Origin of the sequence: Sciscionella sediminilitoris, assembly GCF_000737195.2 — a bacterium.
GTDB classification, from domain to species: domain Bacteria; phylum Actinomycetota; class Actinomycetes; order Mycobacteriales; family Pseudonocardiaceae; genus Sciscionella; species Sciscionella sediminilitoris.
Window position 1 is genome coordinate 94278 of the sequence record NZ_JALM01000009.1, and the last position, 26829, is coordinate 121106.

The window sequence follows — 26829 nt, forward strand, 5'->3', positions numbered from 1 at the left end:
CAATGTTGACCGGAAGGAGCACGGCGTGCGCCCCTACGATCTGCTCGATGGCCGGCTGAAGTTGCGACACCTCGTGCTGCTCACCGCGGTGGCCGAGCACGGCAGGGTGGTGAAGGCCGCCGAGCACCTTCACCTCACGCAACCCGTGGTCACCAGGGGGATCCACGAATTGGAGGCCGCACTCGGGGTGACCCTGTTCGAGCGGGGCGCCCGCGGGATGACGCCGACAACGGCGGGCACCGTGTTCGTGGCGCACGCCCGCGCGGTGCTGCTCGAACTGCGCAGGGCGGGCCAGCATCTCGGGGAGCTCGGCGAGGGCGCACTCGGCACGGTGACCATCGGAACCCATCTGGCCGGTTCGAATCTGCTGTTGCCGCGCGCCATCTCCCGGTTGAAGACCGAACGTCCGAACGCGACGGTCGTCGTGCGGGAAGCGACCCCGGACCTGCTGCTCGCCGATCTGATCTCCGGCGAGATCGACATGATGATCGGCAGGCTGACCTCGCCGGACAATCCGCGCGTCCAGCAGTATCCGCTGTACCGCGAACCCATCAGACTGGTCGTGCGCACCGAACATCCCGCCTGTGCCATGGAATCGCCCGAGCTCGGGGATCTGCTCGACTACCCGTGGATCGTCCCGGTCAGGCAGACCACCCTGCGCCAGGAACTCGAGGAGGTCTTCGCCAATCAGGGTCTCCCGCTGCCCGTCGACCGGACCGAGTGCACCTCGATGCCGACCATGCGAACCCTGCTGCTCGGTGCGGATGTGATCGCCGCGCTGCCCTCGCTCATCACCAGGGACGAGGAACGCCTCGTCGCGCTGCCGACACCGTTGGCGACCGGGCGCACCGTCGGGGTCACCGTGGTGCCGGGGGCCACCCGGGCACCGATCGCGCGGCTGATGCTGAGCCAGCTCGAGGTCGTGGCGGGCGAACTCCGTCAGGAGCTGCATTCCCAGGTGTGAGCCCGCTCAGCGCCGTTCCCCGGTCTTCCCGGGCAGGGGAACGGGTTCCGGATTACGCGGTTTGCGCGCGGCGAACAGGCCGATCCCCGCGGTGGCCGCGCTGACCACACCGAGGAACAGCCAGCCCGCGTGGAATCCGCTCGCCGTGCTGATCAGGCCGAAGACATAGGGCAGGACGAACCCGCCGATCGCCGCGATGGTGAGCATGAGGCCGAACGCGGTGGCGATGTTCTCCGCCGAAACATTCGTTCCGCTCGCGGGCAGGGTCTGCCAGACCGCCGAGCCGAGCCCGAAGAAGAACCCGATACCGAAAGCGGCCAGGCTGAACCAGATCGAACCGGCCGTGGTCACCGCGATCAGCGAGATTCCCTCGGCCACGGCCGCGATGCAGACCAGGCCGTAGCGATTGGCCAGCCGATCGCTGAGCCAGCCGCCCGCGATGCTGCCCGGGATACCGGCCAGTCCGGGCAGCGCCCCGGCGACCGCCGCCTCCCCGGGGCGCAGATAGCCGAGCGTGTCCGCATAGGTGGTGATCAGTTGCGCGGCGGCGAAGAAACCGCCGTAGGCGCCGAGGAATCCGGCACCGTACAGCCACAGTGCGCGGTTGCCGATGGTCTCGGCGAGGTTGCGGCGGCTCAGGTGCACGCCGCCGAGCCGCCCGGCGTGCGGTGGGGTGCGGAACGCCCACGCGGTGGCGATGGCGAGCAGACAGCCGAGTATTCCGGCGATCGCGATCCCGCCGCGCCAGCCGAGCAGCTGGATCACCCACGTCCAGGCGTAGGTGCCGAGCGCCGCGCCGATGTCGAACCCGGCTGCGGAGAGACCGAGCGCGAGGGCGAGCTGCCGTTCCCGGAACCAGACGCTGACCGCGCCCACCCCGACGGCGGCGTACACCGAGGCGCCGATCCCCGCGGCGATCCTGGCCAGCTGCAGCATGAGTTCGTTCACCGCCACCGCGGAGGCCACCGTGGCCAGCCCTTCGAGCGCCAGCCCGGCGACGAGGGCGCCCCGCATCCCGATCCGCGTGGCCAGCAGCCCGCCCGGGATGTGGCAGATGCCGTATCCGGCGACGAAAACCGAGATCAGCAAGGTCAGCGAGGGAAGGTCGAGCCGTAGTTCGGCGCCGATCCCGGTGAAGGCCGAGGACACGACGAACCAGTTCAGGGTCATGACGAGAAAACCACCGCCCACCAGGGCGAGCATGAGCCAGCGGCGGCGTTCGCCGGGCTCGGTTTCCGGAGCTGTCACGATGACCTCCAGGGTGTGGAATCCGTTCCGGAAAGCGTTGTCCGTGCGCTTCCCGGAAACAAATACCTATTCGCCCCGCGGGTATGCCGGAATGCCTATGGAATGACCCAGTGCGCCCGCTGACCAGTAGCTATGCCCGGATGGTGATAGCCGGTCCCGGTTAGGTATTTGAGCGCTCCCTTCGGCTCGGCGAGGCTGAACGGCATGGCGTTCCGAGCGACGAAGCAGGAAAGCGGATCGGGTGTGCTGCCACCGGAGTTCGCGGATCTCGAACCGTATCTGGCGGACTGGTCCTTGCCGACCCAGCGGTTACGCAATGACAAGCGGGTGGCCTCGACGATCGAGGAACTCGACGGGTTCTACAACCTGATGCTCCCGCGGGTGCCGGAGATCGCGGACTATGTCGACTTGTTTCCACTGCACGCCATGCCCGCCGCCGCGGTACGGCTGCTGGATCTCGCCCGCATGCTGATGGAGATCGCCCCCGCGGTCGAGGTGATGCGCTCGCCCGATGTGGTCAGCGAGTTCCCGCGGGACCGGCTGGTGATCCACGAAACCGCCTGCCAGTACGGAATCGCGGACGAGCGGCAAGCGTGAGCCGGGACAAGGAGGACCGATTTCGATGAGCACCGCGCAACAGCCCGCCCTCACCGGGGCGGAGAAACCGTGGCATGCGCGCTATCCGTTTCTGGGGACCGGGCCGGTCGGGGTCACGGAATACCTTTCCGAAAAAGCGTTCGACGAGGAGAAGGACGGCATTTTCGGGCGGTACTGGCTGCTGGTCGGGCACACCTCGCAGCTGCCGGACAAGGGGGACTATTTCGAGGCGCGCATCGATGCGCTCTCGGCTTCCCTGATCGTCCTCCGCGACCGGTCCGGAGAAGTGCGGGCACTGCGCAATGCCTGCAGGCACCGGGGGAGCAAGGTCATCTCCGGCGCGGGTAACGCACGGTTCCTGAGCTGCCCGTTCCACGGGTGGACCTACGGTCTCGACGGCTCCCTCAAGGGAATTCCGGACAACGAACAGTTCCACGACCTCGATCCCGCATGCCACGGGCTGCGCACGGTGCACTGCGAAACCTGGAACGGGTTCGTCTTCGTGAATCTCGCCGGGCAGCCGGATCGCTCACTGCTCGAACAGCTGGGCGGATTCGCCGAGGAATACGCCCGCTATCCCTTCGAGAGCATGGTCTGCGGCGGCCGGTGGTCGGCCACCCTGGATGTGAACTGGCGGGTGTTCCAGGACCAGTTCCAGGAGGGTTATCACGTCGCCGTGGTGCACACCGGGACCTTTCCGGAAGTGTTCAACGGCAGGCTGAATCCGAACAGCAGGCCTTCGGATTTCACCGTGCACGGGCTGAACAGGCGGATCTCGTTCGCCGCCAATCCGGAGTACGTCCCGACGCCGGTGGAACGGCTCGCCGGGCAGCTGGGCAGTACCTTCGGCGCGGGCGCGCGCACCGAGGGAAGCAATCCCGCGGGAATCGAGAACTGGGCCTTCGATGTCAACGGGGTGTTCCCGAACACCCTGCTGGATCCGGCGAACGGCTTCTTCTTCGGCCACCAGTTCTGGCCGCTGTCCCCGGGAAGGACGCGCTGGGAAGGATTTCTGTACGTGACGCCCGCGGCGAAGCCGAGCGAACTGATCAGCCAGGAACAGACCTACATCCTGATCCGGGACGCGTGGCGGGAGGACATGGAACTGGCCGAGACGATTCACCGGTCGATCGCCTCCGGCGCGGTCGGGGAATTCCATTTCTCCGACCCGGAGATCGCCTGCAGGCACAGCCATTACGCGGTGAACGAAGCGCTGGGGAGGAACGGTTGACCATCCTGTGCCGACTCGCCGATTTCGACGAGGAATATCCGATCGTGCGCGCGGTCGTCGACGGGTTCCCGCCCCTTGCCGTGTACCGGATCGGTGCGGACGAGGTGTTCTGCACCGCGGACACGTGCACCCACGCGCAGGCCTCGCTCGCGGAAGGGGAACTGGACGGCTACACGGTGGAATGCCCGTTCCACGGCGGCGCCTTCGATGTGCGCGACGGTGAACCGGTCGCGCGGCCGTGCCTGACCCCCATCCGGACCTATCCGGTCCGCCTGGACGGTGACGCGGTCGTGCTGCTCGACGGGGAGCGCGGTGATGGCTGAGCCGATCCGGCGCGTGCTCGTGGTCGGAGCGGGCGCCGCGGGCCTGCGTGTCTGCGAGCGGCTGCGCGCCGAGGGGTACACCGGGGAACTCGTGCTCGCCGGGGCCGAGCCGGAGATTCCCTACGACCGGCCGAAATTGTCCAAGGAGGTGCTCTCGAGCGGACGCGATCGGGTCGACCTTCGCCTGATCACCCAACCGGACTGGGAAGCGCTCGATCTGGAGCTCGCACTCGGCCGGGCGGCGCGCGGACTGGACACTGCCGGGCGCGCGGTGGAGTTCGCCGACGGACGCAGGATCACCGCCGACCGGGTCGTGCTCGCCTGCGGTGCCGTGCCACGGAGCTTCCCGCCGGACCTGGTGCCCGGTCCGCGGGTGAGCGTGCTGCGTTCGCTCGCCGAGGCCGAGGCACTGCACGCGGTGCTGCGCGAGCAACCGCGGCTGGCGGTGATCGGCGGCGGATTCATCGGCGCCGAGGTGGCCGCGACCGCGAGCGCCATGGGCGCTGCCGTGACCATCGTGGAGGAACAGCCGCTGCCGCTCGCGGCGGCCCTGGGTACCGCATTCGCCAGGCGGATCGCCGAATGGCAGCGTGCCGCGGGAATCGAGCTGTGCACCGGTACCCGGGTGCTCGGCACCGAAAGCACCGAACACGGTGTCCGGCTGCGGCTCGGGGACGGCCGGGAGCTCATTGCGGATCACGTGCTGCTCGCGACCGGGTCGGTGCCCGCCACCGGCTGGCTCGCGGATTCCCCGCTGATACTGCGCGACGGGGTGCGCTGCGATACGTGGCTGCGGACGGAGAATCCCGGCGTGTTCGCCTGTGGTGACATGGCGAACGTCGCGGGAACCCGGAGCGAGCACTGGACCGCCGCGCTGGAACAGGCAGAAGTGCTCGCCGGGACACTGCTGCACGGTGCCACCACGAGCTATCGGCCGAGCGGGTACTTCTGGTCCCAGCTGCACGGGCACGTTCTCCAGTCCGCGGGCCGGACCGGGGACACCGTGGAACTCGCCGAAGGCGCGGACGGCGTGCTCGCGACGCACACCGAAGGCGGCTCCCCGGTCGGGGTGACCGCCATCGACGCGGCGCGCCGGTTCAACCGGGCGCGCCGGGAGCTCGGCACCGCATCCCTTGCCGGGGTGACCCGATGACCGATGCCGTGGTGCGCACGACGCGCGGTCCGATCCAGCTGAACCTGTTCGCGGAACTGGCGCCCAAGACCGTGGCCCGGTTCATCGCCGTTGCCACCGGGACGGTGCCGTACTCCGGGGACGCCGTGGCCGCCGACGGTGGCAGGCGGCTCTACAACGGCCTGCCGCTGTACCGGGTGGACGCCGGGTTCATCACCCACACCGCCCTTCCCCCGACGCGCGGCGACGGATACGCCGCACCACCGGAAGCCGCCGAGAAACCGGGGCGTGGATTCGGCGCGGCCTATCTCGCCGGTCTGACCCGCAGCACGGAATTCGCCAGGCTCTTCATCACCACCGCGCCGACCCCCTGGCTCAACGGGCACCACGCGCTGCTCGGGGAGGTCGCCGATGCGCGCAGCCGTGCGGTCGTGGATGCCATCGGCCACGCGGGCGAATCCATCCTTTCCGTTGATCTCAACCGCGTTGACCTCGACCGTGTTGACCCGAATCGCATCGATCCGAACCACTTCGACGAAGGAGCGACACCGTGACCGTCGAGAGTTTCCTGACCGCGGCCTGCCGGGAGATCGGGCAGGAGTGGGTGCACACCGGCGCGGACACCCGCGGGGACTACGGGGTCAGCGAACTCCCCGGCGGGGACCGTGTCCCGGCCGCGGTGGTGCGCCCCGGTTCCACCGCCGAGGTACAGGCACTGGTGCGGCTGGCGAACGAGCACCGGACACCGCTGCACCCGATCAGTACCGGGCGCAATATCGGCCTCGGTGCCGCGGTCGCCGTGCGGGAGGGCACCGTGCTCGTCGACCTCGGCGCCAGGATGAACCGGATCCTGGAGTTCGACGAGACCCTGCAGTACGTCGTCGTGGAACCGGGGGTGAGCTATCGGCAGCTGTACGCGGCCATCCAGGACAGTGGCGCGCCGCTGATGTGTGACACCACTTCCGGGCCCGCGGACGGGAGCCCGCTGGGCAACACCATGGACAAGGGTGCCGGATACACCCCGGCCGCCGATCACTTCGGGAACAGCTGCGGGCTGGAGGTGGTGCTCGGCGACGCACGGATCCTGCGCACCGGGGACGGCGCGGTGCCCGGTTCGCGGACCTGGCATCTGGCCAAGTACGGCCTCGGGCCGTTCCTGGACGGGCTTTTCCTGCAGTCCAACTATGGAATCGTGACCCGGATGGGAATCTGGCTCATGCGGCGGCCACCGATCATCCGTTCGTTCTTCTTCACTTTCCCCGAGGACGAGGACCTCGCCGAGATCGCGGACCTCGCCAGGGATCTCCGGTTCGACGGCACCGTGCCGACCGCGATCAAGGCCACCGGCGACCTGTACGCGCTCGCCGCGCAGATCCCGTATCCGTACGAAAGCACCGGAGCGGGCGGATTCCTCCCGGATGCCGTGCGGCGTCGGCTGCACCGGGAACACGGCATCGGCGCCTGGATCGTCAGCGGTGCGGTGTACGGCGCGGGCGAACAGGATATCGCCGCACGGCTGGGGAAGGTCCGCGAGGCATTCCTCGCCTCCGGGAAAGCGAGCCATATCCCGCACGAGGAAGCCGTGCAGCGCCCGATCCTGAAGATCCACACGGACACCTACAGCGGGGTGCCGACCGATGAGGAGCAGAAGATGGCCGGGTGGAAAGGCGGCGGCATCGCCTCGCTGACCCCCTCGACCCCGCTGCTCGGCCAGGTCGCGGCGAGCCATCAGCGCCAGTCACGGGAGATCCTCAACCGGAACGGACTGGACGCCTGTATCGACTACATTCTCGCGGGCCGGGCCTCGCGGGCGCTGCACAGCGTACTCTTCGACCGCGCCGATCCCGGGGAACGCGATCGGGCCGCGCGGGCCTGCCGGGAACTGCGCGAGCACTACGCCGGGATCGGGTACCCCATCGGGCGGGCCCCGGCCGATATGCAGCAGGACGAGATGGCCGCGCGCGATCCGGTGTTCCGCGCGGTTCTCGGGGAACTCAAACAGGTTCTCGATCCGGGCGGCGTGCTTTCCCCTGGGCGGTACGGGATCGGTTAGAGCTCCTGCTTGCGGCGGACCATTTCGGTGATCCAGACGGGGGCGAAGGGTGAGGTGCAGCCCGGCGAGGTCGGGTAGTCCTCGAGCACCCGCAGTCGCTCACCGATCTCGATCGCCCGCTCCCGGTGTTCGGCGTGCTCGATGCCGATCTGCGCGAGGCAGTTGTTCATCTCCCACTGCAGGCGCTCCGGCGCGTCGGCGAGTCCGGCCTCGATGGTGTCCAGCAGCCCGGCCAGGTCGAGGCCGTCGGGTTTCTTCGCCACGCGTTCGGCGGTCAGTGCCCAGCCCGCCGCGGCGATCACCGGGTCCGGATCGCCGGTCCAGGCCAGGCGCAGTTCCTCGGCGTGCGGGCTCTTCTTGACCGCGTAGTTCACCAGCCAGTCGTGCACCTTGGGAGTGCGGGCGGAGCGCAGCATGGCGTCCAGTTCGGCGCGTTCGAAGGCCTTCGGGCGGCAGATCAGCAGGGCCAGCAGCCGTGCCGCGCTGTCCCCGGTTTCCCAGAGTTCGCGGGCGAGTGCCTGCTGGGTTTTCAGCCGTTTCGCGAGCGCGCGCAGTTTGCCGAGGTTCACGCCGTGATCGTCACCGTGTTTCTCGTTCACGGCGCGTACCTTCGGATCCTCGAGCCCGGCCAGTTCGGCGCGTACCTCGGTCACGGTCGGTTCGACCACCTCGGTCTCCCTCGATCACCTGTCGGATTCGGCCTAGGATCGATGATATGCGTTTCGCCTTCAAAACCTCGCCGCAGAACACCACGTGGTCGGAGATGCTCGCCGTCTGGCAGGCGGCCGATGATATCGAGATCTTCGAGTCCGGTTGGAATTTCGACCATTTCTACCCGATTTTCTCCGATCCGACCGGTCCCTGTCTCGAAGGCTGGGTGACGCTGACCGCGCTCGCCCAGGCCACCAAGCGGCTGCGGTTCGGCACCCTGGTCACCGGCATCCACTACCGGCACCCCGCGGTGCTCGCGAACATGGCCGCCACCCTGGACATCGTCTCGAACGGGCGGCTCGAACTCGGGATCGGCGCCGGGTGGAACGAGGAGGAGTCCGGCGCCTACGGCATGGAACTGGGCACCGCCAAACAGCGCAGCGACCGCTTCGAGGAAGGCTGCGAGGTGCTGGTCAGCCTGCTCACCAAGGAGACGACGAGCTTCGAGGGCGAGTACTACCAGCTGACCGAGGCGCGCAACGAACCCAAGGGGGTACAGCGCCCGCACCCGCCGATCTGCATCGGCGGCAACGGGGAGAAGCGAACCCTGCGCACCACCGCGAAATACGCCCAGCACTGGAACTACCTCGGTGCTTCGCCCGAGGAGTTCGCCCGCAAACGCGAGGTGCTGCACCAGCACTGCGCCGAGCTCGGCAGGGACCCCAAGGAGATCACCCTGTCCAGCCATGTGCGGCTCGGCGAGGACGACGACTTCGCCAAGGTGGCCGCGGATGCCGCCGCGCTCGGTGAACAGGGGCTCGACCTGGCCATCATCTACCTGCCGCCGCCGCACCGCCCCGCGATCCTGGAACCGCTCGCCGAGGAACTCGCCAAGCTCGGCTGAGCTCGTTCAGCGCGGCCGGGAAGCCGCTCCGGCCCGGCCGAGCAGGTGGCCGAGCTCGGTTTCCAGGTGCGGCCGGCGGAACTGGTGACCGGCGCGGGCCAGTATGGCGGGTTCGACGCGCTGGTCGGCGAGTGCGAGTTCGTCCGCGCCCCGGCTGCCGAGCAGCAGCCGTGGCCCGAACGCCGGGATCGGCAGCAGGGCCGGGCGGTGCAGCACCCGCCCCAGCGTGCTGGTGTAGTCCGTATTGCGCACCGGGTTCGGCGCGACCGCGTTGACCGGCCCGCTCAGGGTGTCGTCGAGCACGGCGCGCCGATAGATGTCGAGCAGGTCGTCGAGGCCGATCCAGGACAGCCACTGCTCACCGCTGCCGAGACGCCCGCCGAGACCCACGGCGAACAGCGGGTACAGCAGACCGAGTGTGCCGCCGCGCGGGGTCTGCACGATGCCGGTGCGGACCTGCACGGTGCGCATTCCGGCTTCGGCGGCGGGAATCGCGGCGGCTTCCCAGTCCGCGACGAGATCGGCGAGCACGCCGGAACCGCGCTCGCTGGTTTCGCTGAGCCGCTCGTCACCCCCATCGGGTCCGTAGTAACCGATCGCGGAAGCGGACACGAACACATCCGGTCCCTGCGGTGTGTTCGCAGCGCATTCGGCGAGCCGCCTCGTCGGGCCGACCCGGCTCTCGCGTACCGCCCGCAGATGGGCCTCGGTGAACCGCCCCGCGATCGAGACACCGGCCAGATGGATCACCGCGTCCACCCCGGCCAGCAGCCCGGGGGCGGGGCTGTGCGGGTGCCATGCGCGTTCCCCTGCCGAGCGCGGGCGGCGGCGCACCAGGCGGATCACCCGGTGTCCTCCGGTGGAGAGCAGGGCGCACAGCGCGGATCCGACCAATCCTCCCGAACCGGTGACCGCCACGGTCAGTGGTGTGGGGTGCCAGGCGCGGGCGCGGGACTGTGCGGCGAGTTCCGCGGCCAACTGACGGTGCCGGTAGGCGAACATCGAGCGCAGCACGGCGGCGGGCACGGCGGATTCGATGGTGTCCCGCATCCGCGTGGTCGTGGCCGTCTCGGCGATGAACTCGTGGGTGTGCCGCCACGTTAGCGCGGTTGCCAGTGGCGGGTTCGCCAATCGGTCCACGAATCGGTGCGGCGGGTCGTATCCGTCTGCCTGGTGCCTGGCGTGCCAGCGCAGCCCGCCGGGGAAACCGAGCACGGTCCTGCCGTTCCGCAGCGAGGTCGTCTCCTCGAGCACCCGCACTGGTTGCCACGGCGGCATCAGCCGCGTGATGGCCCCGCTTCGCGCGTGCCAGTCGAACACATCCCCGATCGGTGCTTCGAGCACGCTGTCGTAGCGCAGTCCCATGGGATCACTCCTGTCCTGCCGTGTCCGGGTCCGCGGTCTGGCCGGGTGCGGCGTAGGCGTGCATGACGGCGGCGGCCTGCTGGAGGAACCGCAGCACCGTTTCGGCTTCGGATTCCTCGAGCCGGCTGATGACCTCGGTGAGCGCGTCGAGCATGGGGGCGAGTAGCGCGCGCACCTCGGTACGACCGTCCGTGGTCGGGGTGAGCGTTACCCGCCGCCGATCCGCCGGATCCGGTTCGCGCACGAGGTGCCCGGCGGCCACGAGCCGATCCACCAGCACTGCGGCCGAGGCCGAACGGATGCCGAGCCGGTCACCGAGTTCGACGGTGCCTATCGGTTCCTCGATCGAAGCCACATAGTCCAAGGCCTGCACATCCGTCACCCGCAATCCCAGTCCCCGCGCGAGGGTGGCCTGCATTTCGCGGCCGGTCTGCAGCACTCGCCGCAGTTCCAGACCGATAGCCCGTCCGGTATGAGCATCTACCACCCCGCGATGGTAGCTAGAAAACCTAGCCTAGGAGTAGCATACCCGATATGACTAGAAGTTCTAGTGGAATTTCGGAGCCGGGTGGCGTGCTCCCCGGAGATGAGGGGGCCGGTGATCAGGCGTGAGCGGCAGACGGCCCTCGTGCGTGATCGTCGGTGGTGGCCCCGGCGGAATGGTGCTGGCTCATCTGCTCGCCCGCGGCGGGGCGTCGGTGACCGTGCTGGAGGAACACCGGGATTTCGATCGGGATTTCCGCGGTGACTCGCTCCATCCGTATACCCTCGAACTGTTCGAGCAGCTGGGGCTCATCGACGAATTGCTGGCGCTCCCGCATCACCGGGCGAGGTTTTTCCGGTTCAACACACCGGCTGGTGCGATCACCACGGCCGACTACGGCAAACTGCCCACCCGATTCAATTACGTGGCCTTGCTTCCGCAGGCGCGGTTCCTGGATTTCCTGGCCGCCGAAGTCACGCGGTCGGCCGGATCGGTGCGCACCGGCTGCCGGGTCACCGATCTCTGTCATGACGGCGCGGGGAGGGTCAGCGGGGTCGTGTACCGCGATGGAGCGGACAAGCACCGGCTGGCGGCCGATCTGGTGGTCGCCACCGATGGGCGATTCTCGAAGGTGCGCCGTGCCGCGGGTATGGAAGCGGTATCGCTCGGCGCACGCACGGACCTGTTGTGGTTCCGCCTCCCGAAACACGATTCCGACCCGCCGGAAGCGGCTCTCGACCTGTTCTTCGACAGGGACCACTATCTGGCACTGCTGGCCGGACCCGCCGGATGGCAGATCGGCTACAGCCTGCCGAAAGGTGGCTATCCGGCCGCTCGCCAGGCCGGTGTCACCCCGATCCGGGAATTTCTCGCCGAGCGGATCCCCTGGTTGGCCGACCGGGTGCACCTACTGGAGAGCTTTTCCCAGACCACCTTGTTGTCGGTGGACATCGCCCGGCTGCGGCAGTGGTGGCAGCCGGGTTTGCTGCTGCTCGGCGACGCGGCGCACGTGATCTCCCCGGTCGGCGGGAACGGGATCCTCATGGCCATCCAGGACGCGGTCGCTGCCGCGAACCATCTCGCGCCCGCCCTGCGCGAGCCCGGACCGGTGTCCAATGCGGTGCTGGCCGCGGTCCAAGCCGAACGCGAGCCGGCCATCCGGGCCGTGCAGGCCAGGCAGGTTCGCACCGAACAACGTGTCGCCACCGCCCGGGAAAAGGGCAGACCCATCACCCCGCCGTGGCTGCTTCGCTTGCTGACCGCCCTGCCCGGTGCCCGGCGGCGCGCCGCCGATTCGAACGCCTACGGACCGCACCCGCCGGTGCTCGAAACCGGATGGCCGGGCCGGGACTTCTGCCAAGGCGATGCCCGATGAGGACGTCTCTCGAACCGTGCCCAAGGAGCGCCTGATCATGCCCGTCCACACCGCGATCGTCCTGTTCACCCGCGACCTGCGGATCGAGGACAACCCGGTGCTCGCAGCGGCCGCCGCGAACGCGGAGTATGTGCTTCCCCTTTTCGTGCAAGACGTACGCCTGCACGCCACCGGATTCGCCGCGCAGCGCCGCAGTGAATTCCTCGCCTCGGCGCTCGGCGATCTCGATGAACGACTGCGTGGCCGCGGTGCCGCGCTGCTCATCAGACACGGCGAGGTGGTGACCGAGGTTTGCCGGCTCGCCGAGCAGACCGGAGCGGCCGAGGTGCACCTCGCCGCCGATGTCTCCGCGTTTGCCGCGCGCCGCGAACGGGCCCTCGCCGCCGCCCTGGAACGGCAGCGCCGGAAGCTGGTCCGCCACGAGGCGGTGCACAATGTCATCGCCCCGGGCACGGTCACCCCGCAAGGCAGCGACCACTTCGCGGTCTTCACCCCCTACTACCGGCGCTGGGCGGATGCCCCGTGGCGCGGACAGGCGGCCGCACCGCGCGGGCTGCGGTTGCCGCCCGGTATCGAGCTGTCGCCGCAAGCGGGCAAGGGCCGGTCCGTGCGCTGGCCGGGCGGTGAAACGCCTGCCCGCGGGCGTGCCGAGCGGTGGCTGCGCCAGGGCATCGACGAGTACCAGGGCCGCCACGACGACCTCGCCGCCGATGCCACCTCGAGGCTTTCCCCGGACCTGCACTTCGGCTGCCTTTCCGCGCGTGAACTCGCCGAGGAGGCTGCCGCGCGGGACACCGCGGGTGCGGCGGCGTTCCTGCGGCAGCTGGCCTGGCGCGACTTCCATCATCAGGTGCTCGCCGCCCGGCCCGCCGCCGCGCACCGCGACTACCGGCCGCGTGGTGACGCCTGGCGTGATGATCGGCAAGCATTGGATGCGTGGCGGGAAGGCCAGACCGGCATCCCCATCGTGGACGCCGGGATGCGCCAGCTGTCCAGGGAAGGCTGGATGCACAACCGGGCACGGCTGATCGTCGCCAGTTTCCTGACCAAGACCCTGTATCTCGACTGGCGCCACGGTGCGGCGCATTTCACCGAACACCTGCTGGACGCGGACATCGCCAACAATCAGCTCAACTGGCAGTGGGTCGCGGGTACCGGCACCGATACCCGCCCCAACCGGGTGCTCAACCCGTTGCGTCAGGCCGAACGCTACGACCCGGGTGCCGACTACACCCGCCGTTGGGTTCCCGAACTGGCCGGACTGAAGGATCCGGGGGACGTCCACCGGCCCTGGCGCCTCGGCGGACCGGCGCTGCGCAAGCTCGGCTACCCGCCACCGGTCACCGATCTCGAGACCGCACGGTTGCGCTTCCTGGAACAGCGGAAACCGTCCCGGAACCGGTGATCCCGGGGCGTCGGCGCGGCGCTCAGGACCGGCGGGTGGCGAGGATCCGGTCGACCCCCATCCGGCCGGTCTCGAAGGCCAGTGCGGCGCCCGCGAGGTAGAGCCGCCATACCCGGGCGTAGCGTTCGCCGGTCAGCGCGGCGACCTCGGTGTAGCGGCGTTCGAACAGCTCGCTCCACGCCCCGATGGTGCGCACGTAGTGCTCGCGCAGTGCCAGGACGGCACGGATCTCGAGCCCGGCCACCTCGAGATGCGCGAGTGTCGCGGGCAGCGGCCGCATGGTCATATCGGGCGCGATATAGGACTCGATGAACGCGCCTCCGCCCGGCGCCCGTGTGCCGTGGGACATCTGCTGCAGCCACAGCCGTGCGCCGGGGCGAAGGGAACCGGACAGCGCCGAGGCGAAGTCCGGATAGTGCCGTTCACCGACATGCTCACCCATTTCGATCGATGCCACCGCGTCGAATTCGCCGCGCCGGTCGAGATCCCGGTAGTCCAGAGTGCGGACCTCCACGAGCCGGTCGAGCCCCTCGCGTCGCGCGCGGTCGCGGATGAAGCGGGCCTGCTGCTCGGCGAGTGTGATGCCGAGCGAGTGCACGCCGTATTCGCGTGCGGCATGCAGCACCAGCGAGCCCCAGCCGCAGCCGACGTCGAGCAATCGGGCCCCCGGTGCGAGTTCCAGTTCGCGGCAGACCAGGTCGAGTTTCGCCCGCTGGGCCTGTTCGAGGGTGTCCCGCTCGCCGCGCCAGAGCCCGCACGAGTACGCCATGCTCGGATCCAGTACGAGCTCGTAGAAATCGTTGCCCCGGTCGTAGTGGTGCGCGATCACCGCACGGTCCCGGTTCCTGCTGTGCGGCTTGCCGTGCGGGCGGGCCTCCTCGCGTGGCGGGCGCGGTCGCGGGCCGAGGGCACCGAGCCGGGCGATCGATCCCGCTGCGGCCAGGACCCGGTGCGGCCGCAACGCTCGGCCGCGGTCCACGGTGGTGAGGGGCCAGCACCTGCGGAGTCCCTCGGTGAGGTCGCCCGCCACATCGAGTTCCCCGGTGACATAGGCTCTCGCGAGCCCGAGTTCGCCCGGTGCCCAGAGCAGGTGACGCAGCGCCGTCGGGGAGCGCAGCACCGCGACCGGGTCTTCGCCGGGTCCCGCGGTGCTCCCGTCCCAAGCGCGCAGTCCGACCGGCAGCGGGGCACCGAGCAGCTCCTCGAACAGGTTCGCCAGCCGTCCGGCGATCGTCGCCATGGGTACCCCTTCCGTTGTCCGGTTCCTTATCCCCCTGTTCGGAACGACCGGCGGCCCGGACGGTGTGATCTGTCTCGCGGCATCCGGGCCCATCCGCCTACCGGATCTGCTCCGAATGACGGGTGTGAGCGAAACGGAGACACCGTGCCCGAGCCTGCGGTGGATCACCGGACCTGGCCGATCCGCCGCCGTCGTGCTGTTGTTGCACGGCGGCCGGGTCATGAGCGGCCGCCGAGTCAGTCGGTGTGCGCTCGCCCATCTGCGCATGCTCGCGCTCGGCCGCCGGATCGGCAGGGAGCGGGTGAGCTGCGGACTGGCCATCGGGGTACTGCGTAACCGCTACCGGGGATGGAACGAACCGGGGCGGGACGCGATCGCCGATGCGCGCTGGGCGATCGGCGAAGCGCGGCGGCGACATCCGGAGATCCCCCTGATCCTCGTCGGGCATTCGATGGGCGGCCGGGTCGCGCTGCGGCTGGCGGGTGCGCCCGGGGTGCGTGCCGTGTGTGCGCTCGCACCGTGGATCGAACCGGGTGAGCCGAGTACACAGCTGGCCGGTTGCCGTGTGCTGATCGCGCACGGCAACCGGGACAGCTGGACGGACCCGGCTGCCTCGCAGCGATACGCGCAGCACGCCGGGGTTCCCTGGATCGTGATACCGGGCAGCGGGCACGCCATGCTGCGCCGCGGCCGATGGTGGCTCACGGTCATCCGGCATTTCATCGAGGATGCGATCACTTCGGCAGCAGAACGACTGGAGTGCGGATGACCCGGGAACGAGTCGCCGTGATCGGCAGCGGGATCGCCGGGCTGACCGCCGCTTACCTCCTGCGCGAGCGCTATGCGGTGACCCTCTTCGAACGCGAGCCGAGGCTCGGCGGGCACGCGCACACCCACCGGTTCCGCGAGGGCTCGGCCACGGTGGCGGTGGACAGCGGGTTCATCGTGCACAACACCCGTACCTACCCGAACCTGGTGCGGCTCTTCGGTGAACTCGGGATCCGTACCGTGCCGAGCGAGATGTCGCTGAGCGTGCGGTGCCACGGCTGTGGGCTGGAATACGCGGGAGGCAAAGGCATCGCCGGGCTGTTCGCCCAGCCGGGAAACCTGTTCCGCCCGCGGTTCCTGCGGATGCTCGCCACCGTTCCCCGGTTCCACCGGGCGGCGCTGCGGCTGCTCGACGACCCGCTGGCCCCGGAAACCACGCTGGACGAGTTTCTCCGCGCCGGCCGGTTTCCCCGGTACTTCACCGATCATTTGCTGCTGCCGCTGATCTCGGCTGTGTGGTCGGCGAATCTCACCGATGCGGGCCGCTATCCCGCGCGCTACCTGTTCACCTTCCTGCGGCACCATGGGCTGCTCTCGGTGGGTGGTGCACCGGCCTGGCGCACCGTGGTCGGCGGTTCCGGCGAGTATGTCGCCCGGATCGCCGCGCGCGTTCCCGTCGTGCACCGGGGCAGACCGGTGCACGCGGTGCACCGGGAGGCGAACGGTGTGCGGATCGTCGCTGCCGGGGGTGTGGTGCATGAGGCCGAGCGAGTGGTCATCGCCACCCATCCGGACCAGGCGCTCGAACTGCTTGCCGAGCCGAGCGAAGCCGAGCAACGGGTGCTCGGTGCGTTCGGCTACGTGAGCAACGAGACCTGGCTGCACAACGATCAGAGCGTGCTGCCCTGCCGCCCGGCAGCACGCGGAAGTTGGAACTACCGCAAGCCTGGTTGCCGCTCGGATCCGGGCCAGGTGCTGGTGAGTTACGACTTGACTCGCCTGATGCGGCTGCCAGCCGAACACCGGTACGTGGTCACGCTCAACGCGACCGAGGGAGTCGATCCCGATGCCGTGCACGAGAAGATGGTGTACGAGCACCCGATCTACACGCCGGAATCCGTTGCCGCGCAAGCGAAGCTGTCGACCCTCAACGACGGGAGGACGGCGTTCGCCGGTGCTTATCACGGTTGGGGTTTTCACGAGGACGGTTGTGTGGCCGGGGTGCGCGCCGCCGAATCCTTCGGGGTGTGCTGGCGATGAGCGCGGCTCTGTATGCCGTGCGCGTCCGGCATGTCCGGGCCGATCGGATACGCACGATGTTTGGCCACGATTTCTATCTGTGGCTGGTGGATCTGGACCGGATTCCGCGGCCGCCGCGATGGCTGCGGCCGTTCGCCCGGTTCGACGCGCGCGATCACGGGACAGGTGATCCGGTCGCCGGTGATCAGGGCACGGCCATCCGCGCGGAGCTCGAAGAATGGCTTGCCGTCAGAGGAATTCCCGCACCGGCCGGGCGGATCACGATGCTCGCCTCGGCACGGGTTCTCGGCTATGTGTTCAATCCGCTGAGCGTGTTCTGGTGCCACGATGCGGCAGGCTCGGTGACCCATGTCGTGGCCGAGGTGCACAACACCTACCGGGAGCGGCACCGGTATCTGCTGTATCCCGATGCGCGTGGGCAGGCCACGGCCGCGAAGACCTTCTACGTCTCGCCGTTTCTCGCCATGGGCGGGCATTACCGGATGCGCCTGCCCGAACCGGACGAAACGCTACGCCTTTCCGTGGTGCTCGAGCAGCACGGACACCGCCCGCTGGTCGCCACCATGGATGGCAGGCGCCTTCCCGGGGGGAACCGCGCACTGCTGCGGATGCTGCTCCGTCATCCGCTCGCCCCACTGCACGTATCGGCGGCGATCCGCCGTCGCGGCATCGCGCTGTGGTTGCGCGGAATCCCGAGAACACCGCGGGGCCCGGTCACCAGCACACCGAGGAGGCGATGAGATGCCAGCCGACTGGCCGGATATCGAGGAAGTACCGCATGCCCCGCTGCGCGCGGCGATCGCCCGGGTGCTGTTCCACCAGGCGGTGCGTACGCTTCCGGTGCGCGTCGTGTTCCCGGATGCGACGATGCTCGGTGGCGGTACGGCGGAAAGTCCGGTGCTGCGTGTGGTCCGCCCCGGCCGCTTCTACCACCGGCTCGGCGCCGAGGCCAAGATCGGGTTCGGTGAAGGCTATATGGCAGGCGATTGGACCAGCACCGACCTCGCGGGAGTGCTCGCCGTGTTCGCCGGCCGGATCAGTACGCTTGTTCCCCCTGCGCTGCAACGGTTCCGCAGACTCGCCGAACGGACGACCCCGAAAACCGACCGCAACACGGTCGAGGGGGCGCGCCGGAACATTCATCACCACTACGACTTGTCGAACGAACTGTTCGCGAGCTTCCTGGATGAGACCATGACCTACTCGGCCGCCTGGTTCGGTTCGCCGGATGAGTCGCTGGAATCCGCGCAGTTGCGCAAGATCGACGGGCTGTTGGACTATGCGGGAGTCGGTGCGGGCAGCCAGGTCCTGGAGATCGGCACCGGATGGGGATCACTCGCCGTCCGCGCGGCCGAACGCGGTGCCGAGGTCACCACGGTGACCGTTTCGGCCGAGCAATTCGACCTGGCATGCAACCGCGTCGCTACCGCCGGGGTGGCCGACCGGGTACGGATCCGCTTGCAGGACTACCGGGAGATCACCGGAACCTACGACGCGATCCTGAGCGTGGAGATGTTCGAAGCCGTCGGAATGGACTATTGGCCGGTGTTCTTCCGCACCCTGGAACGGTTGTTGCGTACCGGTGGACGGATCGGGCTGCAGACCATCACCATGCCGCATGACCGGATGCTGGCCACACGGCGTTCCTACACCTGGATCCACAAGTACATCTTCCCCGGCGGCATGCTGCCGTCCGTGCAGGCGATCGAGGATGTCCTGAAAAGGCAGACCGGGCTGCGGATCCTCGAGCAGCGTTCGCTCGGCGCCGACTACGCACGGACCCTGCGGCTCTGGCGTGAGCGGTTCCTCGAGCAGTGGCCGCGGATCGAAGCGCTCGGCTTCGACGATACCTTCCATCGGATGTGGGAGTTCTACCTCGCCTACAGCGAGGCCGGCTTCCTTGCCCGGTATCTGGACGACTGGCAGCTACGCATCGGGCCCTGAGACGGGCCGTCTCAGCTCAGCGGGAAGGCCATCAGCGGATCCGTCGTCGGCTGCGGGGAACCGCCCGCCGGTTCCAGGGTGAGGCCGACCTGCTCGGCACCCGGTACCGTCGGCGCGATCACGGGGGTGAATCCGTCACCGGCGCCGCGGTGCAGCAGCCCCGCCGAATACGCCTTGCCTCCGCCCATGAACCACAGCTGATAGACGCGATCAGCCGGGGCCGGTGGCATTCCGGTGACCAGCAGCACGGCCCGGTGCCTGCTCGGTGCGACCACGGCCGTGGCGGTGCCGCCGTTCGATGCGGTTCCCTTGGCCGACTTGGCATCCGGGGCGTTGATCACCGCACTCACGGCGGCCAGTCTGCTCTGTGTCCCCGCAAGGTCCCGGTCGGTGTGCCACAGGTCCACCCCGAGCAGCACGGCGGCGACCACCGCGGCGGCCGCGACCAGTCCGGTGATCCGCACCGTCCACCGGGCGGGCCGGGCCCGCCCGGCCCGCGGCCCGGCCGGGCCGAACTGTCTCGTCCGCGCCACCTCGGCGAGGACCCGTTCCCGCAGCTGCTCCGGCGTGCTGACGGCGGCCGCCACGCCGAGGCGTGCGGCGGTCTCCCGGAACTCCCGGACCTCACGGGCACAGTCCGGACATTCGGCGAGATGACGTTCGAACGAGGCGCGTTCAAGATCGTCGAGTGCGTCGAGCGCGTAGGCGCCGGTCAGTGTGTGCACGTCCGGATTCATCGTGCCACCCCCAAGCAGTCGCGCAACCGGATCAGTCCGTCCCGTAACCGGGTCTTCACCGTGCCGAGCGGGGTGTGCAGCAGTTCGGCGACCTCCCGATAGGTATACCCAGTGTAGTAGGCCATCGTCACCGACTGGCGCTGCAAATCGGTGAGCGAACCGAGACAGTGCCGGACCCGTTCCTGTTCGAGCCTGGCCACCGTCGCCTCGCTCACCTCGTCGTAGGGCCGTTCGGCCAGGACCTGCTCACGCTGGTCGCGCTGCTGCGCCGCCTGTTCGGAGCGCACCCGGTCGACGGCTCTGCGGTGCGCGATGGTCAGCACCCAGCTCTGTGCGCTACCCCGGGCCTCGGCATAGCGCGGCGCCTTCTGCCACACCTCGAGCAGCACCTCCTGCGCGACTTCCTCGGCATAGGCGGGATTGCGCACCACTCGTTCGATCACGCCGAGCACGCTGCCCGCGAACCGGTCGTAGAGTGCGGCGAATGCGGCCTGATCGCCGCGCGCCACGCGGTCGATCAGGTCCTCGGCGCTCGGCCGGTTCGGCCCCGCGGCCGCGCCGGCCGATGGTGCCCGCTCGTCCATGATGGCTCCCCTCAGGAGTCAGCGATGTCATCGATCATTCGGACTGACAACCGGGGACGGATTGGTGTCACACCCTGTTCGGGTGATCATCGCGGCATTTTCCCATCCGGCGGCAGTGCCGTTTCCGAAGTCCAGGCATGCGTCGAAGGCTGGGTTACGCGGCACGAGGAGTGGCGGCGGCGATGTTCGGGATCGGTATCGCCGAATTCCTCGCCGCCTTCCTCGGTGCGTCGTCCTCGCCGGTCGGGGCGGTCGCGCGGTTCGCCATCGACAGCGCGCCCGTGGCGGTCAAGGAATCCGCCATCCGCTGGTTCGGCACCGGCGACAAACTCGTGCTCGTCGCCGGGGTGATCCTCGTCCTGTTCGCCCTCTCGGTGGTCGCGGGCCTGCTGTGTCTGCGTTCCAGGGCGGGGGGCAGCGTGCTGATCGCGGTGCTGGGGATCGCCGGAGCGCTGGCGGCAGCGTCCGGTACCGGTGCGGGCCCGCTCGACGCGCTCCCCTCGCTGCTCGCTGCCTTGCTCGGTGCCGGTGTGTTGCGGGTGCTCACCAGAGGCCCTGGACCACAAGCGGTCGGCGAGCGAACCGGCGTGGACCGGCGGGTGGCGCTCGGTGCGTTCGCCATCGGTGCCGCCGGTCTGGCCGCCGGACGGCTCACCGGTGCCCCGGACCGGCCTGTGGCAGGAGTGCTACCCCGTGCCGCGGACCCGGCTCCGCCGCTGCCGCCGGGACATCGATTCGCCATACCCGGGCTGAGTCCGTTCCGGACCGCCAACGCGGACTTCTACCGGGTGGACACCGATCTGACGCTGCCCGCCATCGATCCCGGCGAGTGGGCGCTGCGTATCCACGGCGCGGTCGACAAACCGGTCGAACTGAGTTACCGCGATCTGCTCGCCAGGCCACTCGTGGAGCGGGACATGACGTTGTGCTGCGTGTCCAACGAGGTCGGCGGACCATATGTGAGCACGACGCGCTGGCTGGGGGTTCCCCTCGCCGCCCTGCTACGGGAGAGCGGGGTCCGGGCCGGGGCTGACCAGCTGCTGTCCATCTCCACCGACGGCATGACCATCGGCACCCCGACCGGGCTGGTCCTCGACGGGCGGGAGGCCATGCTCGTGGTCGGGATGAACGGCGAACCGTTGCCTCGCAAGCACGGCTACCCGGTCCGGATGATCGTCCCCGGACTCTACGGGTACGCCTCGGCGACCAAATGGCTCACCGAGCTGAAACTGACCAGCTTCGCTGCGGACCGCGCGTACTGGGTCCGGCGCGGTTACGTGGCGCAGGGTACCGCCAAGACCGCCTCCCGTATCGACGTTCCCCGTCCGTTCGCGCAGCTGCGGCCCGGTCCGGTCACGGTGGCCGGGATCGCCTGGGCCCTGCATCGCGGGATCGAGGCAGTACAGGTCCGGGTGGACGGCGGTCCGTGGATGCGCGCGGAACTGACCGCGGACGCCGGACCGGATCTGTGGCGGCAGTGGCGCTGGAGTTGGCGGGCCGACCCCGGCAGTCACCGCCTCGAGGTGCGTGCCGTGGACGGGAGCGGCCGCATGCAGACCGGCGACCGCGCCGAGGTCTTCCCCAGCGGATCGACCGGCTGGCACTCCGTGCTGGTCACCGTTTCCGAATGAAGTACGGATACCGAGAATGGAAGGAAAAGCCAATGCGGGCAACAAAAGCGGGAGTTCTCCTCATCGCCGGACTGGCCATGACCAGCCTGGCCGCGTGTGGTGGCCAGGCTGGCGAGAGCGGTCAGGGCGGGGCGAGCTCGCAGAGTTCCATGTCCAAGCCGGAACCGATGCCCAGTAGCTCGAGCGCGGCCGCTATGACCGGTCAGTTCGGACCGGCATGTGCGGCGGTCCCGAAGGAAGGAGCGGGCAGCTTCAGCGGGATGGCCGAAGCTCCGGTGGCCACCGCTGCGAGCAACAACCCGGTTCTTTCGACTCTGGTCACGGCGGTCAAGAAGGCAGGTCTCGTCGACACCCTGAACAATGCCAAGGGAATCACGGTGTTCGCCCCGGACAACGAGGCGTTCAAGAAGGTTCCCAAGCAGCAGCTCGATCAACTGCTCGCGGACAAGGACAAGCTCGCCAAGGTGCTCCAGTACCACGTGGTCGGTCAGCAGATCACACCACAGCAACTGGCAAAGGGCGAGTTCAAATCCCTTTCCGGGCAATCGGTGAGGACGAGCGGTTCCGGCGAGAACTTCACCGTCAACGATGCCGCGAAGGTCGCCTGCGGCAACGTCAAGACCGCGAACGCCACCGTATACATCGTGGACAGCGTGCTGATGCCGCCGATGTGACCGTCCTTGGTGGGTTTCCCGGGAACAGCGGGAAACCCACCCGGCCGAAGGGAGGGGATCTGTGCGACTGCTGGACACCGCGCTCGAGCGGCTTGTACTGCCGGGGTACAGCCGTATCGGCTATCGGCTCCGGGCGCGCGGCTGGCCGCGTGCGGATCCGCGTCCCGGTGCGCTGCGGGGCAGGACCGCGATGGTTACCGGAGCGAACTCCGGCCTCGGCATGGCCACGGCACGCGGACTTGCCGGGCTCGGGGCCACCGTGATCATGGTGGTGCGGGACCGGGAACGGGGTTATGCGGCGGCCAGGGCGATCGCCGCCGCGGTGCCCGGCGCGCGACTGCGCGTCGAACGATGTGATCTCGCCGATCTCACCGATATCGCCCGGTTCGCCGCCAGGTGCACGGGAACACTGGATGTCCTGGTGCACAACGCCGGGCTGTTACCCGCCGAGCGCACCGTGACGGCGCAGGGACACGAGCTCGCCTTGGCCACACACGTGCTCGGTCCGCTGTTGCTGACCGAATCGCTTCGCCCATCGCTTGCCGGGGGACGGGTCGTTTTCGTCTCCTCGGCGGGGATGTACACCCAGCCGCTTCACGATGCGGATCCCGAATACCGGACCGGGCGTTATCGTGGCGCGGTCGCCTACGCACGGACGAAGCGGATGCAGGCGGTACTCACCGCTCCGCTTGCTGAACGGCTTTCCGCCGACCGGATCTCGGTGTACTGCACGCATCCCGGTTGGGCCGACACTCCAGGCGTGGCCGAATCGCTACCCGGGTTCCATGGAGTGCTGCGGCCACTGCTGCGTGATCCCGATCAAGGGGCCGACACTGCGATCTGGCTCGCCGCGACGGACCCGGCCCCGGAAAGCGGCCGGTTCTGGCACGACAGGGCGCAGCGGCCGATCGACTACCGGCGCGGCACCCGAACCGGCCCGGACCGGGCCCGGCGTTTCCTCGACCGGTGCCTCGGCATCCTCGGGACGGCGCGGAACTGATGGCATTGCCGGGAACTTCCGGTGCCGCAGATGCGTATAGTGAGCATTCCCGGTGTGCGGTTTGCGGAGAGGAGTCATGGACCCGTCCCGATGTAGGAACGGCGGTGCCCATCGGCCGAGGCGGGTGGGCTCGTGTTCACCGCGCTGATCACGGTGCTGCTCGGGGTACTGGTCGTGGTCCTGGTGACCGCGCTGACCGGCTACTTCGTCGCCCAGGAGTTCGCCTATATGGCGGTGGACCGGTCCGGGCTGACGGTGCGCGCGAATGCGGGGGACGCCGGGGCCCGGCGCGCGCTGCGGATCACCCGCCGCACCTCCTTCCTGCTCTCCGGCGCCCAGCTGGGGATCACGGTGACCGGGCTGCTGGTGGGGTACGCGGCGGAACCGCTGATCGGGGAAGGGCTCGGCACGCTCCTCGGCGGTGCGGGGGTGGCCCCCGCGGCGGGGATCGCGGTCGGCACGGTGTTCGCGCTGGTGTTCTCCACGGTGGTGCAGATGGTGCTCGGCGAGCTGGTGCCGAAGAACCTGGCCATCGCCCGCCCGGAACCGCTCGCCCGCAGGCTGGCCTGGTCCACCGGGCTGTACCTGGCCGTGTTCGGCTGGCTGATCTGGCTGTTCGACCGGGCGGCGAGCCTGCTGCTCAAGGCGGTGCGGATCGAACCGGTGCACGATGTCGAACACGCCGCGACCGCGCGCGATCTGGAAGGCATCGTGGCGGCCTCCCGGGCGAACGGTGATCTGCCCGCCGAGCTGTCCGGGCTGCTGGAACGCACCCTGGACCTGTACGGGCGCACCGCGGGGCACGCCATGATCCCGCGCACCCGGCTGGTCACCATTCGCGCGGAGCAGCCGGTCGCCGAGGCCTACGCCCTGATGGCGGCCGGGCACTCCCGCCTTCCCGTGCTCGGCGAGGACGTCGACGATGTGCGCGGACTGCTGTGCCTGCGCGCGGTGCTCGAACTCGAACCGGACCGCGCGGTGACCACGCTGGCGGGTGAGCTGGCCACGCCCGCGCTCGTGGTGCCCTCGCTGCTGACCCTGCCCACGGTGCTGGACCGGTTGCGCTCCACCGGGAACGAGCTGGCCTGCGTGGTGGACGAATACGGCGGGCTTGCCGGGGTGATCACCGTGGAGGACATCGCCGAGGAACTGCTCGGGGAGATCGCCGATGAGCACGACAGCACCGAAGCCGACCGGATCACGCGCGCCGGTGATGCCTGGAGCCTTCCCGGGACCGCGCACATCGACGAGGTCGAGCGGCTGCTCGAACACCGGCTGCCGCGCGGGGACTACGAGACCGTGGCCGGGCTGGTGATGGCGAGCCTGCAGCGGCTGCCGGAGACCGGGGACACCGTGACCCTCGCGCTGCCCGCCCGGCCCGGCGCCGAGGAACCGGCCGGGCATCTCGTGGTCACCGTGGACGCGCTGGACCGGCGCGTTCCGGGGCGGGTCTCGCTGAGCCACTATCCCGCGGAGCACTCATGAGTACCGCGGTGGCCGTGTCGATCTCGGTGGCGCTGATCGTACTCAGTGCCTTCTTCGTCGCGGTCGAGTTCGCCCTCGTCGCGGCCCGCAGGCACCGGCTCGAAGAGGCCGCGGACACCAGCATCGCCGCGCGGATGGCGCTGCGCAGCGCCCGTGAACTGTCCCTGCTGCTCGCCGGTTCGCAGCTGGGCATCACGCTGTGCACCCTCGCGCTCGGCGCGGTCACCAAACCGCTGGTGCACGATCTGCTCACCCCGCTGCTGCACGGCACCGGGCTGCCCGCGACGACCGCGGATGTGCTCGCCTTCCTCCTCGCGCTGTTCGTGGTCACCTTCGTGCACCTGGTCATCGGGGAGATGGCGCCGAAGTCCTGGGCCATCGCGCATCCGGAGCGCTCGGCGACCCTGCTGGCGATCCCGATGCGCGGATTCATGTGGCTCACCCGGCCGCTGCTGCTCGGGCTGAACGACATCGCCAACCGCTTCCTGCGCCGCGCGGGTATCCAGCCGGTGGACGAGATGACCGCCGGGCAACGGCCCGAGGAACTGCGCCAGCTCCTCGATCACTCGGCACAGGCGGGCACCCTCGACCCGCGGCGCCACGAACAGCTCACCACCGTGCTCGATCTGCACACTCAGCCCATCGAGAGCATCGCCGGCGCCGAACCGGTGAGCATCCCGCCCGCGGCCACCCGCGAACAGATCCTGCGGGCCGCGCGGGAAAGCGGGCATCTGCGGCTGATCGTCCGGGACGCGCACCGGATCCACGGCATCGTGCACGTCCGGGATGTGCTCACCCGGCCCGCAACCACCACCGCGGCCGAACACCTGCGCCCGCACCTGACGCTGGCCCCGGAGACCCCCATCGCGACCGCGCTGACCGCGATGCGCCGGACCCATCAGCACCTCGCGCTGATCCGGACCGGCGAGCACACCCACGGCCTCGTGACGCTGCACGATCTGCTCGAACGGTTGCTGCCACAGACGCTGTCGCCGGAGGAAACCGCCTAGGATCCGGGGTCGTGACGAACCCGGAACAACCCTCGCCCCGGCCGGTAGCCCTGGTGACCGGTGCCGGGCGCACCGCGGGCATCGGCGCGGGCATCGCCGGTGCCCTGGCCGCCGCGGGCTGGGACATCGCGTTCACCTACTGGGACGCCTACGACCGGCGGATGCCCTGGGGCCCCGAACCCGGCGCGACCGAGGCGATCGCCGGTGCGCTGGCCGAACGGGGCGCGGCGCAGCTGGCCGTGGAAGCCGATCTCGCCGATCCGGACACCCCGGCGCGGGTGTTCGACGAGGTCGAGCGCGGCCTCGGCGCGGTCAGCGCTTTGCTGTTGTGCCACTGCGAATCGGTCGATTCGGATCTGTTCGGCACGACGGTGGAAAGCTTCGACCGGCATTTCGCGGTCAACGCGCGCGCCACCTGGCTGCTGATCCGGGAGTTCGGCCTGCGGTTCGCCGCGGCGCGGGGTACCGGCCGGATCATCAGCCTCACCAGTGATCACACCGCGGGCAATCTCCCTTATGGGGCAAGCAAAGGCGCGATGGACCGGATCACCCTCGCCGCGGCGCGCGAGCTCGCGCACCTCGGTGTCACCGCCAATGTCATCAATCCAGGTCCGGTGGACACCGGCTGGATGTCCGGGGAACTAAGAGCTCATTGCACAATGACGCCACCTGCTGCGCGGGGCCAGATCGGCGCCTCGCTGCGTTGTCGTCAATCACCATAGCTGCCGCTATGGCTCAATCCTCCGCCTTGCGATGCATCCAAT

At 69.3% G+C, this 26829-nt stretch carries 27 protein-coding genes; 20 read left to right on the top strand and 7 right to left on the bottom strand.

Annotation, left to right across the window (positions count from 1 at the left end; translation table 11 throughout):
- Nucleotides 1-25: 25 nt before the first annotated feature.
- Nucleotides 26-964: a LysR substrate-binding domain-containing protein gene (locus tag AD72_RS03730; RefSeq protein WP_031464952.1), complete on the top strand. Its 939-nt coding sequence runs from the start codon at nucleotides 26-28 to the stop codon at nucleotides 962-964.
- Between the two features lie 6 nt (nucleotides 965-970).
- Here AD72_RS03730 and AD72_RS03735 read toward each other — a convergent pair whose 3' ends face one another.
- Nucleotides 971-2212, bottom strand: a complete 1242-nt coding sequence (locus AD72_RS03735) for an MFS transporter (protein WP_051897837.1) — start codon at nucleotides 2210-2212, stop codon at nucleotides 971-973.
- 204 nt (nucleotides 2213-2416) lie between these two features.
- Here AD72_RS03735 and AD72_RS03740 point away from each other — a divergent pair, with 204 nt between their 5' ends.
- Genes AD72_RS03740 through AD72_RS03765 form a run of 6 tightly spaced genes read left to right on the top strand, consistent with a single transcriptional unit; the run spans nucleotide 2417 to nucleotide 7548 of the window.
- Nucleotides 2417-2809: a hypothetical protein gene (locus AD72_RS03740; RefSeq protein WP_051897839.1), complete on the top strand. Its 393-nt coding sequence runs from the start codon at nucleotides 2417-2419 to the stop codon at nucleotides 2807-2809.
- 25 nt (nucleotides 2810-2834) lie between these two features.
- Nucleotides 2835-4040 carry an aromatic ring-hydroxylating oxygenase subunit alpha gene (locus tag AD72_RS03745; protein ID WP_031464955.1) on the top strand — a complete coding sequence of 402 codons (1206 nt, stop codon included), beginning with the start codon at nucleotides 2835-2837 and terminating at the stop codon, nucleotides 4038-4040.
- Nucleotides 4037-4363 carry a non-heme iron oxygenase ferredoxin subunit gene (locus AD72_RS03750; protein ID WP_031464956.1) on the top strand — a complete coding sequence of 109 codons (327 nt, stop codon included), beginning with the start codon at nucleotides 4037-4039 and terminating at the stop codon, nucleotides 4361-4363. Before AD72_RS03745 ends, AD72_RS03750 begins: the two co-directional genes overlap by 4 nt.
- Entirely contained in the window at nucleotides 4356-5516 is a 1161-nt protein-coding gene (locus tag AD72_RS03755) for an NAD(P)/FAD-dependent oxidoreductase (protein WP_051897841.1), read from the top strand. Before AD72_RS03750 ends, AD72_RS03755 begins: the two co-directional genes overlap by 8 nt.
- Nucleotides 5513-6049: a peptidylprolyl isomerase gene (locus tag AD72_RS03760; RefSeq protein ID WP_031464958.1), complete on the top strand. Its 537-nt coding sequence runs from the start codon at nucleotides 5513-5515 to the stop codon at nucleotides 6047-6049. Before AD72_RS03755 ends, AD72_RS03760 begins: the two co-directional genes overlap by 4 nt.
- Nucleotides 6046-7548, top strand: a complete 1503-nt coding sequence (locus tag AD72_RS03765) for an FAD-binding oxidoreductase (RefSeq protein ID WP_031464959.1) — start codon at nucleotides 6046-6048, stop codon at nucleotides 7546-7548. The genes AD72_RS03760 and AD72_RS03765 overlap by 4 nt, the downstream gene beginning before the upstream one ends.
- Here the strand turns inward: AD72_RS03765 and AD72_RS03770 are convergent.
- Nucleotides 7545-8216: a DNA alkylation repair protein gene (locus tag AD72_RS03770; protein WP_031464960.1), complete on the bottom strand. Its 672-nt coding sequence runs from the start codon at nucleotides 8214-8216 to the stop codon at nucleotides 7545-7547. The genes AD72_RS03765 and AD72_RS03770 overlap by 4 nt on opposite strands.
- 47 nt (nucleotides 8217-8263) lie before the next feature.
- Between AD72_RS03770 and AD72_RS03775 the strand changes: the two genes are divergently transcribed.
- Nucleotides 8264-9103 carry an LLM class F420-dependent oxidoreductase gene (locus AD72_RS03775; protein ID WP_031464961.1) on the top strand — a complete coding sequence of 280 codons (840 nt, stop codon included), beginning with the start codon at nucleotides 8264-8266 and terminating at the stop codon, nucleotides 9101-9103.
- Between the two features lie 6 nt (nucleotides 9104-9109).
- Here the strand turns inward: AD72_RS03775 and AD72_RS03780 are convergent, their stop codons facing one another.
- The gene (locus AD72_RS03780) at nucleotides 9110-10468 is read right to left on the bottom strand and encodes a TIGR01777 family oxidoreductase (RefSeq protein WP_031464962.1); all 1359 of its coding nucleotides are present in this window, start codon (nucleotides 10466-10468) and stop codon (nucleotides 9110-9112) included.
- A 4-nt stretch (nucleotides 10469-10472) separates the two neighbouring features.
- Entirely contained in the window at nucleotides 10473-10955 is a 483-nt protein-coding gene (locus AD72_RS03785; protein ID WP_031464963.1) for a MarR family winged helix-turn-helix transcriptional regulator, read from the bottom strand.
- 172 nt (nucleotides 10956-11127) lie between these two features.
- Between AD72_RS03785 and AD72_RS03790 the strand changes: the two genes are divergently transcribed.
- Entirely contained in the window at nucleotides 11128-12327 is a 1200-nt protein-coding gene (locus AD72_RS03790; RefSeq protein ID WP_051897843.1) for an FAD-dependent oxidoreductase, read from the top strand.
- 37 nt (nucleotides 12328-12364) lie between these two features.
- On the top strand, nucleotides 12365-13732 hold the full coding sequence (locus AD72_RS03795) for a cryptochrome/photolyase family protein (protein ID WP_031464965.1): 1368 nt from the start codon (nucleotides 12365-12367) through the stop codon (nucleotides 13730-13732).
- Between the two features lie 22 nt (nucleotides 13733-13754).
- On the opposite strand, the gene AD72_RS03800 is transcribed toward AD72_RS03795, so the two are convergent.
- Nucleotides 13755-14972: an SAM-dependent methyltransferase gene (locus AD72_RS03800; RefSeq protein WP_037344763.1), complete on the bottom strand. Its 1218-nt coding sequence runs from the start codon at nucleotides 14970-14972 to the stop codon at nucleotides 13755-13757.
- A 124-nt stretch (nucleotides 14973-15096) separates the two neighbouring features.
- Here AD72_RS03800 and AD72_RS03805 point away from each other — a divergent pair, with 124 nt between their 5' ends.
- Genes AD72_RS03805 through AD72_RS03820 form a run of 4 tightly spaced genes read left to right on the top strand, consistent with a single transcriptional unit; the run spans nucleotide 15097 to nucleotide 18944 of the window.
- On the top strand, nucleotides 15097-15741 hold the full coding sequence (locus tag AD72_RS03805) for an alpha/beta family hydrolase (protein ID WP_231644723.1): 645 nt from the start codon (nucleotides 15097-15099) through the stop codon (nucleotides 15739-15741).
- Entirely contained in the window at nucleotides 15732-17000 is a 1269-nt protein-coding gene (locus AD72_RS03810) for an NAD(P)/FAD-dependent oxidoreductase (RefSeq protein WP_031464968.1), read from the top strand. The genes AD72_RS03805 and AD72_RS03810 overlap by 10 nt, the downstream gene beginning before the upstream one ends.
- Nucleotides 16997-17740, top strand: a complete 744-nt coding sequence (locus AD72_RS03815) for a DUF1365 domain-containing protein (protein ID WP_031464969.1) — start codon at nucleotides 16997-16999, stop codon at nucleotides 17738-17740. Before AD72_RS03810 ends, AD72_RS03815 begins: the two co-directional genes overlap by 4 nt.
- A gap of 1 nt (nucleotide 17741) precedes the next feature.
- Nucleotides 17742-18944, top strand: a complete 1203-nt coding sequence (locus AD72_RS03820; protein WP_031464970.1) for an SAM-dependent methyltransferase — start codon at nucleotides 17742-17744, stop codon at nucleotides 18942-18944.
- 11 nt (nucleotides 18945-18955) lie between these two features.
- Here the strand turns inward: AD72_RS03820 and AD72_RS03825 are convergent, their stop codons facing one another.
- Complete coding sequence (locus AD72_RS03825) at nucleotides 18956-19681, bottom strand: anti-sigma factor (RefSeq protein ID WP_031464971.1); 726 nt, start codon at nucleotides 19679-19681, stop codon at nucleotides 18956-18958.
- On the bottom strand, nucleotides 19678-20265 hold the full coding sequence (gene sigK, locus AD72_RS03830) for an ECF RNA polymerase sigma factor SigK (protein WP_031464972.1): 588 nt from the start codon (nucleotides 20263-20265) through the stop codon (nucleotides 19678-19680). Before sigK ends, AD72_RS03825 begins: the two co-directional genes overlap by 4 nt.
- Nucleotides 20266-20402: 137 nt before the next feature.
- Here sigK and AD72_RS03835 point away from each other — a divergent pair, with 137 nt between their 5' ends.
- The 6 genes from AD72_RS03835 (at nucleotide 20403) to AD72_RS03860 (ending at nucleotide 26787) form a co-directional block, all read left to right on the top strand.
- Nucleotides 20403-21896, top strand: coding sequence for a molybdopterin-dependent oxidoreductase (locus AD72_RS03835; protein WP_031464973.1), 1494 nt, complete (start codon nucleotides 20403-20405; stop codon nucleotides 21894-21896).
- 32 nt (nucleotides 21897-21928) lie between these two features.
- Nucleotides 21929-22570: a fasciclin domain-containing protein gene (locus AD72_RS03840; RefSeq protein ID WP_031464974.1), complete on the top strand. Its 642-nt coding sequence runs from the start codon at nucleotides 21929-21931 to the stop codon at nucleotides 22568-22570.
- Nucleotides 22571-22631: 61 nt separating this feature from the next.
- A complete protein-coding gene (locus AD72_RS03845) occupies nucleotides 22632-23570 on the top strand; it encodes an SDR family NAD(P)-dependent oxidoreductase (RefSeq protein WP_031464975.1) in 939 nt (312 codons plus the stop codon).
- Between the two features lie 132 nt (nucleotides 23571-23702).
- Nucleotides 23703-25055 carry a hemolysin family protein gene (locus AD72_RS03850; RefSeq protein ID WP_031464976.1) on the top strand — a complete coding sequence of 451 codons (1353 nt, stop codon included), beginning with the start codon at nucleotides 23703-23705 and terminating at the stop codon, nucleotides 25053-25055.
- Entirely contained in the window at nucleotides 25052-26065 is a 1014-nt protein-coding gene (locus tag AD72_RS03855; protein WP_031464977.1) for a hemolysin family protein, read from the top strand. Before AD72_RS03850 ends, AD72_RS03855 begins: the two co-directional genes overlap by 4 nt.
- A gap of 11 nt (nucleotides 26066-26076) precedes the next feature.
- Nucleotides 26077-26787 carry an SDR family oxidoreductase gene (locus tag AD72_RS03860; RefSeq protein ID WP_082468748.1) on the top strand — a complete coding sequence of 237 codons (711 nt, stop codon included), beginning with the start codon at nucleotides 26077-26079 and terminating at the stop codon, nucleotides 26785-26787.
- Nucleotides 26788-26829 lie beyond the last annotated feature (42 nt).

Bases quoted from the DNA above. Each gene is read 5' to 3' on its own strand.
- AD72_RS03740 (WP_051897839.1), top strand. From the start codon at position 2,417: ATGGCGTTCCGAGCGACGAAGCAGGAAAGCGGATCGGGTGTGCTGCCA.
- AD72_RS03745 (WP_031464955.1), top strand. From the start codon at position 2,835: ATGAGCACCGCGCAACAGCCCGCCCTCACCGGGGCGGAGAAACCGTGG.
- AD72_RS03755 (WP_051897841.1), top strand. From the start codon at position 4,356: ATGGCTGAGCCGATCCGGCGCGTGCTCGTGGTCGGAGCGGGCGCCGCG.
- AD72_RS03760 (WP_031464958.1), top strand. From the start codon at position 5,513: ATGACCGATGCCGTGGTGCGCACGACGCGCGGTCCGATCCAGCTGAAC.
- AD72_RS03775 (WP_031464961.1), top strand. From the start codon at position 8,264: ATGCGTTTCGCCTTCAAAACCTCGCCGCAGAACACCACGTGGTCGGAG.
- AD72_RS03780 (WP_031464962.1), bottom strand. From the start codon at position 10,468: ATGGGACTGCGCTACGACAGCGTGCTCGAAGCACCGATCGGGGATGTG.
- AD72_RS03790 (WP_051897843.1), top strand. From the start codon at position 11,128: ATGGTGCTGGCTCATCTGCTCGCCCGCGGCGGGGCGTCGGTGACCGTG.
- AD72_RS03795 (WP_031464965.1), top strand. From the start codon at position 12,365: ATGCCCGTCCACACCGCGATCGTCCTGTTCACCCGCGACCTGCGGATC.
- AD72_RS03800 (WP_037344763.1), bottom strand. From the start codon at position 14,972: ATGGCGACGATCGCCGGACGGCTGGCGAACCTGTTCGAGGAGCTGCTC.
- AD72_RS03815 (WP_031464969.1), top strand. From the start codon at position 16,997: ATGAGCGCGGCTCTGTATGCCGTGCGCGTCCGGCATGTCCGGGCCGAT.
- AD72_RS03820 (WP_031464970.1), top strand. From the start codon at position 17,742: ATGCCAGCCGACTGGCCGGATATCGAGGAAGTACCGCATGCCCCGCTG.
- AD72_RS03825 (WP_031464971.1), bottom strand. From the start codon at position 19,681: ATGAATCCGGACGTGCACACACTGACCGGCGCCTACGCGCTCGACGCA.
- sigK (WP_031464972.1), bottom strand. From the start codon at position 20,265: ATGGACGAGCGGGCACCATCGGCCGGCGCGGCCGCGGGGCCGAACCGG.
- AD72_RS03835 (WP_031464973.1), top strand. From the start codon at position 20,403: ATGCGTCGAAGGCTGGGTTACGCGGCACGAGGAGTGGCGGCGGCGATG.
- AD72_RS03840 (WP_031464974.1), top strand. From the start codon at position 21,929: ATGCGGGCAACAAAAGCGGGAGTTCTCCTCATCGCCGGACTGGCCATG.
- AD72_RS03855 (WP_031464977.1), top strand. From the start codon at position 25,052: ATGAGTACCGCGGTGGCCGTGTCGATCTCGGTGGCGCTGATCGTACTC.